At 39.8% G+C, this 11,842-nt stretch carries 10 protein-coding genes; 1 reads left to right on the forward strand and 9 read right to left on the reverse strand.

Annotated features, from left to right (window positions below):
- Window positions 1-54 precede the first annotated feature (54 nt).
- The 9 genes from ACIFOT_RS07870 to ACIFOT_RS07910 form a co-directional block, all read right to left on the reverse strand.
- Window positions 55-1,332, reverse strand: a complete 1,278-nt coding sequence (locus ACIFOT_RS07870; RefSeq protein ID WP_430063732.1) for an ABC transporter substrate-binding protein — start codon at window positions 1,330-1,332, stop codon at window positions 55-57.
- 124 nt (window positions 1,333-1,456) lie between these two features.
- A complete protein-coding gene (gene rbsK / locus ACIFOT_RS07875) occupies window positions 1,457-2,398 on the reverse strand; it encodes a ribokinase (protein WP_430063734.1) in 942 nt (313 codons plus the stop codon).
- Between the two features lie 21 nt (window positions 2,399-2,419).
- The gene (locus ACIFOT_RS07880; RefSeq protein ID WP_430063735.1) at window positions 2,420-3,010 is read right to left on the reverse strand and encodes a KpsF/GutQ family sugar-phosphate isomerase; all 591 of its coding nucleotides are present in this window, start codon (window positions 3,008-3,010) and stop codon (window positions 2,420-2,422) included.
- Between the two features lie 355 nt (window positions 3,011-3,365).
- Window positions 3,366-4,361, reverse strand: a complete 996-nt coding sequence (locus tag ACIFOT_RS07885; RefSeq protein WP_430063737.1) for a LacI family DNA-binding transcriptional regulator — start codon at window positions 4,359-4,361, stop codon at window positions 3,366-3,368.
- A gap of 193 nt (window positions 4,362-4,554) precedes the next feature.
- Complete coding sequence (locus ACIFOT_RS07890; protein ID WP_430063739.1) at window positions 4,555-5,847, reverse strand: ABC transporter substrate-binding protein; 1,293 nt, start codon at window positions 5,845-5,847, stop codon at window positions 4,555-4,557.
- A gap of 278 nt (window positions 5,848-6,125) precedes the next feature.
- A complete protein-coding gene (locus ACIFOT_RS07895; RefSeq protein ID WP_430063741.1) occupies window positions 6,126-7,745 on the reverse strand; it encodes a M20/M25/M40 family metallo-hydrolase in 1,620 nt (539 codons plus the stop codon).
- Window positions 7,746-7,782: 37 nt separating this feature from the next.
- A complete protein-coding gene (locus tag ACIFOT_RS07900; protein WP_430063743.1) occupies window positions 7,783-9,183 on the reverse strand; it encodes an amino acid permease in 1,401 nt (466 codons plus the stop codon).
- Window positions 9,184-9,225: 42 nt separating this feature from the next.
- Complete coding sequence (locus ACIFOT_RS07905; RefSeq protein WP_430063744.1) at window positions 9,226-9,987, reverse strand: dimethylarginine dimethylaminohydrolase family protein; 762 nt, start codon at window positions 9,985-9,987, stop codon at window positions 9,226-9,228.
- Between the two features lie 19 nt (window positions 9,988-10,006).
- A complete protein-coding gene (locus tag ACIFOT_RS07910; protein ID WP_430063746.1) occupies window positions 10,007-10,873 on the reverse strand; it encodes a dimethylarginine dimethylaminohydrolase family protein in 867 nt (288 codons plus the stop codon).
- 153 nt (window positions 10,874-11,026) lie between these two features.
- Between ACIFOT_RS07910 and ACIFOT_RS07915 the strand changes: the two genes are divergently transcribed.
- Window positions 11,027-11,770, forward strand: a complete 744-nt coding sequence (locus ACIFOT_RS07915; RefSeq protein WP_430063748.1) for an IclR family transcriptional regulator — start codon at window positions 11,027-11,029, stop codon at window positions 11,768-11,770.
- Window positions 11,771-11,842 lie beyond the last annotated feature (72 nt).

Here is an 11,842-nt window from a genome sequence, read left to right on the forward strand (position 1 = left end):
ATAAGAATGTAAGTCCGAGAGACTTATAGAAAACCGCCCGGACTTACAATAAATTTACTTCTTCTTTAGAGCCTCTTCAATTTTCTTATCTGCTTCTTTCGCAGCATCTGCACCTTTTACTTTACCAAACATTACCTTCTGCATCGCTTCACCGACTGCGTCTACAACCTCTGGGCCGTAACGTGGTTCTGGAATAGCAGAATTGTAGATTTCATCTGTAAATACTTTACGTAATCCTTTGTCGTAGATGGCTTTCCCTTCTTCGATAACGGATTGTCTTGGAGAATAAGCAAACTTAACTTCAGTAGCCCATTTCAAGGGACGAGATTTGTCTTCAGCAAAGCACCACATGATAAATTTAGCAGCTTCTTCTACATTTTTACTCTTTGAATTAACGGCCATCTTCCAGCCGCCAGCATCTGTTGCAGCTTTTCCGCCATCTGGAGTCGGAATTGGTGCAAGACCAATATCAGTATCTTTAAATTGGTTTTCAAGCACTGGAATCGCCCATGTACCTACAATCGTCATCGCAGCCGTACCCGTTCCGATATTTGCTGCATCCCATGGTCCGTACTGTAATTTAGACGGTGATAGACCATTTTGGAAGAAAGATCCCCAATAGTCTAACGCTTTTACGACTTCTGGTGAATTAAAGGTAGATTTTGTTCCATCCTCGCTCAATACATTTCCACCTTGCTGCCATAGGAAAGGATACCAAATAAAGTTTAGGTATGGTCCTTTATCAGTAGGAAGAACTAGACCAGCCACTTTATCAGTTGTTAACTTTTTAGCGGCAGCTTGTAACTCATCCCAAGTTTTAGGCACTTCAACACCTTTATCGGCTAACATCTTTTTATTGTAGTATAAACCTAATAATTCTAATTCATATGGAAGGGCAAGAACTTTGTCCTTATACGTTACAGCATCGATGGCAGCAGGGAGGAAATCTTCCTTTGCACCTTTAGGAAAGTATGGATTTAAATCAGCCATAATTCCTGATTGCGCATACTTTGTGAAGTCACCAGGGCTTACCATGAAAATGTCTGGGCCTTCTTCGTTCGCAAACGCTACTGGTAATTTTGTTGTTGTGTAATCACTTTGGTTAAACGCTGTGTACTCAATTTTCACTTTGTCTTTATGTGCGGCGTTGTATTCCTTGACTAAGTCTTGGAAAAATTTCTTTTCAGCTTCGGAGTGGAAATCCCAAAATTTAAGTGTCACAACACCATCTTTTTTCCCATCTCCTGAAGAAGATGTTGAACTGCTGCAGCCTGCTTGAACAACTAGCAATAACACAATACTAAAAATCAAAAACGACTTCCAGAATTTCATATCAGTTGCCCCCTCTTTAAATTACATTTTAATAGATTTATGCAAACGTTTACAGACTAATTATGTTTTTTGTCGAAATTCCCTCCTTTCAATAGGTCTGAAAACTTCCAATCAATTAATCTTCTTAATTATTATTTGTCACTGAGTCATCAACATGATGCCTCAGAAATTCCACTACCTCTGATGCCCTTGGGAGCGATGGAATGGCTCCTTCTCTTGTTACCGTAATAGCGCCGACTGCATTGGCATATTCAACTGCATCCTTCAGCGGCCTTCCATTGATGATCCCTACTGCAAGTGCTCCGTTGAAGGAATCTCCTGCAGCTACCGTATCCACGGGCTGCACCTTTAAACTAGGTACATGGATGTTTCCTGCCGGATTTACAATTAATGCTCCTTTTTCTGCCAGTGTGATAATTACATTTTGGACTCCCTTTTCCAAAAGGACTTTTCCAGCGGCTTCTGCATCTTCTAGAGTAAGAACCTTTATTCCGGTTAGTAATTCCACCTCTGACTCATTTGGAGTTAAATACGTTACATTTCTTAGTAATTCATCACTTAGCCTTTGGGCAGGTGCTGGGTTTAGGATAACTGGTACTTGTACCTCAGCAGCAAGGGCAACAGCTTGTTCAATCATGTTAATATCCATTTCAAGCTGAACCATTAATAGCTCCGAACTTTGAATAAGGCTTTTAATACTATTCAATTCGCTGGAATAGTAATGTAAATTTGCCCCTGGAACGACTACAATGCGATTATTTCCATTTCCCTCCAAAGTTATCGACCCAACTCCAGTCGGATATTGAGTGTCACGCAAAATATTCGCCGTATCAATTCCCTCACTCTTTAAGGTCGATAGAAATTCATCCCCGAATGGATCGGAACCAACTTTTCCAACCATCGTCACATCTGCCCCAAGCCTTGCTGCTGCTACTGCTTGATTAGCCCCTTTTCCACCTGGAAATTTGGCAAAGCTCTGACCGATTACGGTTTCTCCGCTATGCGGAAAACGTTCTGTCCGAACGACTAAATCCATCATGAAACTTCCGATCACTAAAATCCCCATATCTTTCTCCATCCTTTAAGATTATTGACTCGATAATTTTTTCCCTAAGCTGCCACCGGGATGGTATAAATGAAAATCTTCTTTTTTGAAACTTTTTGACATAGACAGTGCAACGGCAAGCGCATCACCAATGACAAGGGTAACAGTTGAGCTAGTTGTAGGTGCTAACCCCAAATGGTCTGCTTCCGAAGTATATTGATAGGTCAGGGCTACATCACAGAATTGTGAAAGTGATGAATCAATCCTAGATGTAATGGCGATCGTTTTACAGCCAATTTTCAGTAATGAAGGCAAGAGTCCCAATACCTCGGATGTTTCACCGCTATTTGAAATTAGGATGACGACGTCTTCCTTTTGAATCATCCCTAAATCGCCGTGCAATCCTTCTGTACTATGAACAAAAAATGCCGGTGTTCCCGTGCTGGCTAGCGATGCGGCCATCTTTTTTCCAATATGTCCGGATTTTCCTACACCGCTGACAATCACCTTACCCTTACACTCTGCTAATAACGCTAATGCTTCGGTAAAACTCGGTCCAATTTGCTCGGACAATGCTTTTATCGATGCAGCCTCTACTTCTATTACTCTTTTAATTTCATTTAATAGATCCATACTCTGGCTCCTCTCAATTTTTTGTCAGAATATCAGATAATGTGTAATCGTTTACACATAGCTTAAAAAATTTTCCCCTGGACTAAAGGGAAGATAAAGACTTTAATCGAAACAATGTGTAATCGTTTACACATTGTGTAAAAAAATATACACCGGTCCATTCTAGATGTATTTCCATAGATTATAAGATTTTTCCGAAAATACATGTAATCGTTTACACATTCATCTTATAAAAATTTTTTAAAAATTTCAATACTTTTTTATAAATTTTTGCACATTCAAATTTTTCAAGTACAACGGTTTTTAAAACTCTAGAACATTCCTTTACTCGGAAGCGACAAAATCGCCTCCGAATTTAGCTGCCATTATTAAAAATTGGCGTTATCGTCTCAAACACTGGTGTTTCATCGTTATTTACCAACCTATCCAGTAAAATTTCGCCCGCTCGAATTCCCATTTCATAAGGAGATTGTTTAATACTAATGATTTTCGGCTTCTGGATAAGCTGCTCTGCGTCATTTTGGCCATAAGATGCAATAATGAGATCTTCAAAGTTGGCTATCCCCTGCTCTGCCAGCTTAAGAAGAACACCAAATGTCATGACGTTATTAAACGACAGGATGGCTGTAGGCATTTCTGGCAAGCTTAAAAAATATTCTGCGGCCTTAAATCCACCATCTGTGGTGAATTCCCCATCATAAATATACTCAGGTTGTGATGATATCCCATATTCCTCTATAGCCTTCATGTACCCTTCGAAACGTTCATAACCGGTGCTTACCTCCTGAGAACCATTTACTAATCCAATGCGCGTATGCCCTTGCTGAAGTAAATAGGCTGTTAATTGGTATGCCCCCTGAACGTTATCCTCAACAACATAATCGAGGTCTAAATCATTTTTTATCTTTCTATCTACTAAAATAATCGGTACACCAGTACTTTTTATTTTTCGAATCGTTTCTTCATTGCCGCCGGATGTAGCAATAACAATAGCATCTACTCTTTTTTCAAATAGGATCTGGAGCATTTTTTTCTCTTTTTGAGGATTTTCATCACCGCTTGCGAAAATTAAATTATATCCTTTCGGTAGAACGACATCTTCAATGCCTCTAGAAATTTTCATAAAGAAAGGGTTAGAAATATCAGGGATTACAATCCCGATGGTATTCGTTTGATGTTTCTTTAAACTTCTTGCGATGGCATTGGGACGATAATTCAATTTTTTGGCTGCTGCAAGTACCCTTTCTTTTACTTCTGGGCTTGCATAGCCGCTATTGTTTAATACTCGGGATACAGTTGCAATTGATATATTTAATTCTTTTGCGATGTCTTTAATTGTGGTGTTACTCAAAATATCTCACTTCCAATTTGTATTCCTAAAATAATATATGGGGGATCAGCACATTGTAATCTAATCTCTAAATACCGTAATTTTGACGGAATGTGTAATCGTTTACAGTAATTTTATAAAAAAATACCAGCACTTTCAATTCTTATATAAAAATATTTTAAGTATTTTCCACTTTTTGGGCTAATTTTTACTTTTACTTACTATCAAGTACTTGCTGAATTTTTTCATCAGCAATTTTCGCTGCTTCCTTACCGCTCATTTTACCAAAAATGACATTTTGTAATGCTTTTCCAATTGCATCCACAATTTCTGGACCATATTGTGGTTCAGGTGTTGCCGTATTGTAAATTTCGTCTGTAAAGATCTTTCGTAACCCTGTCTGATAGTAATCTTTACCTTCTTCAATTACTGATTTTCTTGCTGGATAGGCCGATTTTGTTTTTGCCCATTTCAATGGTCGGGATGTGTCTTCAGCAAATGCCCACATAATAAAGTCTGCTGCTTCCTTAACATGTTCACTCTTAGCATTTACGGCTAGTTTCCATCCGCCGCCATCCGAAGCGTGTTTTCCTCCATTTGGAATTGGGATGGGAACTAAACCTGCTTCAAAATCTGGAAATTTGTCTTCCAATGTAGCAATCGACCACGTACCGCTAATTTGCATCGCAGCTGATCCAGTCGCGATATTATCAATATCACCTGCACCATATTGTAATTTAGAAGGAGAATAACCCTTTTGGAAAAAGGATCCCCAATAATCTAAGGCCTTCACATTTTCTGGTGAATTAAATGTGGATTTGGTGCCGTCTTCATTTAATACACTGCCTCCCTGCTGCCATTGGAAAGGGTACCAGATGAAATTTAAGTAAGGGCCGATATCCGTTGGCAGAACAAGGCCAGCAACCTTATCAGTTGTAAGTTTACGGGCAGCATCGAATAACTCTTCCCAAGTTTCAGGAACCTTTACATTAGCATCTTTCAACATTTTCTTATTGTAATACAAACCTAATAATTCTAGCTCGAAGGGAAGCGCAAGGATTTTGTCCTTATAGGTTACTGCCTCAATAGTTGATGGAAGAAAATCATCAATGGAACCCTTTGGAAAATATGGTGTTAGATCTGCCATTATTCCGGCATCTGCATATTTTTTAAAGTCACCTGCACTTGTCATAAAAATATCTGGACCTTCATTATTTGCAAAAGCAACAGGTAATTTTGTATTAGAGTAATCATTGGCATTACCTGCAGATGAGTATTTTATTTTCACTTTATCTTGACTAGCATTATATTCATCCACTAGTTCTTTAAATAATTTTTGATGTATAGGATACTGGAAGTCGGTAAATTGTAGAGTTACAACTTTTTTAGATTTAGCTGAGGATTCTGATTTAGATACATTAGTAGAGTTGGATGAACAGCCAGCTACCATAATAATGAGCACAAGTGCTAAATTAATAGCAGCTATTATTTTTTTATTCCATTTCATTTTTTCTCCTCCTTTAATTTTCTTCTCCGTAAACGTTTTCAAACCCCGAAAAACCACCGGCAAGTCAAGGGCTATGTTCCCGCAAAAATGGTTTGTTCCCTCATCTTTTATCACCTCCCTAAATATGTAAACGTTTACACATTCTTCTAAAAAAAATAGTGGATATGTGATTGTCATTCAATCGTTTTACATGTTATGTAATCGTTTACACATCTTAATATATAACTTTTTCCATTTTATTTCAATACTTTTAAAAAAACTGATTCCCTTTTTGGGAATCAGTTTTCTTGTTTCATATTCATAATCATTTGAATCATACCTTCAACCAGTGCAGGTACTTCCTCAAAAGCACTTTTCATATGGAGACGTTCCGTACGTTTATGTGCGTCTTTTCCAAGTGGACCAACATTTAAAACGGGGGCTTGGAGCTGTGTCATCTCAGCGAATGGGATGCTGTAGCTGCTGCCCCATACCGGGGTGTTTGCTTTGAAGGTAGTCCATCCTTCTCCTTCATCCCTATAATTCACATAGCTTAAATCGCTAATCCCATTGAAATAATGGATTTGTTTTACCGGCAAATCAAATTTTGTCAGCCCTTCCTTCTTTACGTAATCCACACATTGTTTCACGAGTTCATCCTCCGATGAATTGACCGCTGGATAATATGGAGGTGCAAAAAGCAAGACGATGGCCGGTGCAAGTTCCTGGCATTGGATCATCAATGTATCGGCAATTCGGAAGGATTTTTCCCTGTCATCCCAATCTGGGTTTGCATGAATGCCAACCTTAATTGCCTCCACCACTTTTTCCCCAAACTTTTGGGTGGCATGCTTTAATAAATCTTCGTAACGTATTACACGCACGCTTCCAACCGGCTCTGCAGATAGTTCTTGGCAGACTCGCTTATATGCTGCGTTACAGGCATCAGCGGCATCTTTGGCGACCTTTTCAAAAATACTCATGATTTCATCGGCATTCCGCTTCATTAAAAACACATTGTATAAGGCTGATGCCCGGTAAGGTGTTTGCACTGAATATTCCAGTTTTAGATCCTTTTGCTGAAGGGTGACAGGAAGTGGAGTAGTTTCACCCATTTCCTTTTCTTGCAGCAACGGATTCCATTCCATTCGCTGGGTTAAAAAAGAGGCGATATACGGCGCTGTAATGCCGCTTAGCGGTTCTCCAACATGCGTCTCTTTCCCATAAAAAAGTGCGGACGGCATGATTTTGCCGATTGAACCTGAGTAGATATAATAATTACTATCACCCGGTTCTTGTGTAAATACTGGCTCCCCATTCAAGAAAAGTTTATAAGTAAGCTGATGCTCCTCCTTTAATTCCAAAAGCTTGGTCACAGCTGCACGCATTCCGGACGAATTGACTTCCTCGTCCGGTACGGTCAAAAGAAGAAGATTAATCGGCCATTCCTCGGCTGCAGCTTTTTCAATCATGCCCATATGCATGACAAGACCCATTTTCATGTCCATCGTGCCTCTGCCGAATAGATATTCACCTGATTGAAGATCGTTCCTTGCATCCTCCGGCAGTTCATTTTTTCTGGTCAGAAGGAGCTTGGTTAATTCTTCTGGCTTATAAGCGTATTCCTCAAGATCCCCATACTCTTCTGTATTCACGGTATCAAAGTGACTAATAAGGACGATGGTTTCCTTTGCACTTGTGTGTTTATATATTGCCGTTAAAAACCTCCGGCCGAGGTCGGCATCATGAAGTTCTAAATGATTAGGGTTCTCTCGAAAATAGGTTACTTCGGCGAGCTTTGCTTGTATTTTTGAAGGAAATTCTCGTTCTCCTTCCGTTAATGTCATGCTTTTCCAACTCACTACTTTGCATAGGAGCCTTCGAAGCGCATCCGGCGTCCCCCATCTAAGTTGTTCCATTATATTAATACCCCTTTTATTTTTGTAATAGTGTTAGTTAAAGACCTGATTTTATGTTCACTTCGGTGCTTCTCTTATTCTTAAAGTGATAGAAAATGAAGCAGACCGCCAAAAATCCTATCCCTACTAGTAAACCAACTAGCTGTGTGGGGTCGAAGGCCAGGAATAGTAGGATCGACACGCAGAATACGATACATACTATTGGGATTAATGGATAAAACGGGACCTTGTATTGTAAATCCTCTAATTTACCGCCATCTCGCAAATATTTCTTTCGAAACATCAACTGGGAAAGAGCAATCCCAATCCACGAAATGGTCACTGATATACCTGCAACCGACATAAGCAAGACAAACACCGTGTCTGCAGCAATTACGCTGGTTAACAAGGATAAAAGCGAAAATATCATCGTAAATACCAGGGATGTGAAAGGAACTTTACGTTTTGACAGCTTTCCAAATACCTTCGGTGCCATACCGTCATGCGCCATCGCCCACAGCAGGCGGGTCGATGCATAAATACAAGAGTTTCCAACTGAAAGAATGGCTGTCAGGATGACAAAATTCATAATATCTGGCGCGAATGGAATACCCGCTAAGTCCATCAGTGTGACGAATGGACTTTCCAATAATCCTAATTCCTTATTTGGAAAAATCGCTGATAAAATAACAATTGAGGCCAAATAAAAGACGATAATTCTAAATAGGACGTTCCTAATCGCACGAGGAATATTCTTTTGCGGATCCTCGCTTTCACCTGCTGCAATTCCAATCAATTCCGACCCTTGATAGGAAAAAATAACGTTCATCATGGTCACAAAAAGAATGACAAACCCCGCCGGAAACAATCCTGATGGAGCCAAGTTCTCTAAAAAGGGGGCCGGGCGGCCTTCCAATGGAATAATGCCAAAAATCGCGCCAAAACCAATAATGATAAAGAAAATGACTGCTACTACTTTAATACCCGCAAACCAATATTCTGCCTCAGCAAATCCCTTCGTCGTCAAGGCATTAAGCACGAATAGCAAGGCGATGAAAACGGCACACCACACCCAGACCGAAATATCTGGAAACCACCGTTTCATCAATATTCCCGCGGCGGTAAATTCTACCCCTGCTGTAGTAGCAGATCCAATGAAATACATCCAGCCGAGCGAAAATCCAGCAGATGGACTGATGAACTTACTGGCGTATGTTTGAAACGACCCCGTTACAGGCATATGGACTGCGAGTTCCCCTAGGCACACCATGACGAGGTATAAAATAATTCCTCCAAATAAATACCCGATTAATGCACCGCCCGCACCTGCCTGATTGATGGTATAACCAGCGTTTAAAAACAACCCCGTTCCAATGACTCCCCCTAACGAAAGCATAAACAAATGCCTGCGTTTCATGGATCGATTTAGCTGATTTTGCTGTTCCCCTTGTTCGACCATACCTCTCACACCCCTTGTATTTTAGCAGAACCTAAAATCCCCTTAAAAACGCAGTGACAAGCAGCTTAATCCGCCATCTAACTTGCGGAATTCCGACATTTCAAGTTCTATTGTTTGATAGCCCGCATCGTTCATCTTTTGTTTTGTGATTGGGTATCCGGCCGGGATGATCACATAGTCATTTACTCGAATACAGTTTGCCGCGTATTCCTCTTCCGGCGGGACAATAATTTTTTTATAGGAATTAAAATCTGGATGGTCGATAAATTCTCCTGCCACGACAACTGTTTGATTTCCTAAATAAGAGATTCCTGTCTTTAAATGAAAGAACTTTTCCAGCGGAACAATCGTTGCCTTGTAGTTTTCCAATTCTAATATTGTTTTTAATTGTTCGGCCCCTTCCTGATTTGTGCGTGTTGAAATCCCGATATAGAAATGGTCTTCAATTTGAAGAATATCCCCGCCTTCAAGTGTTCCAGGCGCTTTAATATAATAAATATTTTCATAGAAGGATTTGATAGAAGGCTCCATTGCATGGATTTCTCCATTCCTTGTTGGTGCGCCGGGATTGGAAATGACCGCGAATTTAGATGTCAAAACGGCTGTGTCCTCAACGAAGGTAGAATCCGGAAAATCCGCGTGACTCTGAAGGACTGTTACCTCTGTTCCGCACTTTTTCAAGGCTTCAATATAAGCTTCGTGCTGCTCTAGAACTTTTTCTAGTAAAGGTGTTCCTAAATTGGCTGTCGTTAAGCCGTTGATGTAGTTCTCTCCAGGTACTCTGACAATAGTATTTTTAAACATAATTATTTCCCCCTTTTTATTAATCACGGACCACTGGACATGTAAGGCATGTCGGTCCGCCCGTTCCTAAATAAGAAATTTCATTGCCCTCATATTCATAAACTGTTGCCCCGGCCTCTACTAATTTTTCCTTTGTATAAGGGTTTCCAGAAACCATCACACAAACGCGCGGCGCTAAAGCAAGAACATTGCAGCCGAGCCGATGATATTCCTCATCCGGCACTTCAATGAGCTGAAAGCCACGTTTGATGAGCAGCTGTCGTAAAAAGACCGGCATTAACCGCGAATAAACAACGGCTAAATTGTCGTCGACAATACTTATAAATGACATGAGATGAAGACATTCTTCTTCCCCTTGATCATGAGGGAGCTGCACGACGATACATTCATCGACTAAATCCCTAGTCATTTCCTTGATTTGTTCAATTGCCTCATCATTTGTTCGATAGCCGCGGCCAATTAATAGAGTGCGATCATCGAGCCAAACAATGTCTCCCCCGTCTGCCGCCGCCTCACCTGAGAGCTCACCTAATATAGGAATATTTTTTTCTAGCAAAAAATTTTTATAGGCTTCTGCCTCAGGCTGACGTAATTTTTTCCCTGATTTTAAAATAATCGCGCCATTTTTCGTAAATTTAACGGGATCATGGGTATAAAGCGAATCTAAACCTACACTTTCTGAAGCAGGTAAAAATTCAATGTTCTCCACATGTTTGTTCATAATTTCAAGAAATTGTTCATACTCTTGCTCTGCTTTGGTAAAATCAGGCTCACTGATATAATTGAATCTCTTCCATTCCTTATTTAAATGTTCCTGATTAAGAAAGGCGTCCTTTGGATGCTTTACGATGACTCGGTTAAGCTTTTTATGCATCGATGCTGTCATGAATTTTAAATTCCCCCTTCCATTTTTCCGCATAGTGGAATATAATTCTTATTAACGGAAAAACTTATATTTATGATATTAATGCAGCTTTTTTTGCCTGTCAATATATTTAGAATTAACTGAAAAATTAAATTATTCTTAGGAGATGAAGTGATGCAAACAATTGACCGTGCCATGCACGTAATTAAAGTTCTTTCTGAAAACGACACTAAGAAGTGGTATTCCATTACTGATTTATCCAAGGAGTGCGAGCTCCCAGTCAGTACTATACATCGTTTGTTACATTCGATGATTCAGCACGGATTAATTCAACAGGAAGCCGAAACAAAGCTTTATTCAATGGGGAATGCCTGGTTGGAGTATGGCTTGCAGATGTATGATACCTTTGATTTTGTCGGACTTATCCGCCCTGAAATGGAGGCATTGATGCACGAGTGCGAAGAAAGTGTTTATTTTAGTAAACCCATTGGCCTGGAATCGTTAATCGTGGAAAGAATTGACTGCCCACATAACCCAATCCGTATTTATGACCAGCTGGGAATACGCATCCCTATGAATATTGGTGCCGCCAATAAGGTCATGCTAGCCCATATGCCCAAAAATGAAGCTTTAAAAATCGTCAAAAAGTTGACTCCTTTGGAAGAAGAAAAAGATTCTCTTTTACAATTATTGATCAAGATTCGCAGCGATGGATTTGGAGAAAGTCACGGCGAGAGGACAAAAGGCACTTCATCTGTCGCTGCCCCAATCTTTGACCATTCCAATGAATTGATTGGTGCTATCAGCATCGGGTATGTCAGCTTTAATGTAACAGAAGATAGAGAAAACTTTTTAAGAAATAAAGTGATGGAATACGGAATGCGTATTTCTACTAAATTGGGAAGAAAAAGAAGTTAGTGGTTTGTCCACTAACTTCTTTTTATAAAATAGGAATTTGGATAGTTTTTCTTAATTATTTTTTTACAAAAA

The sequence above is a fragment of the Neobacillus sp. NRS-1170 genome, from assembly GCF_050468025.1.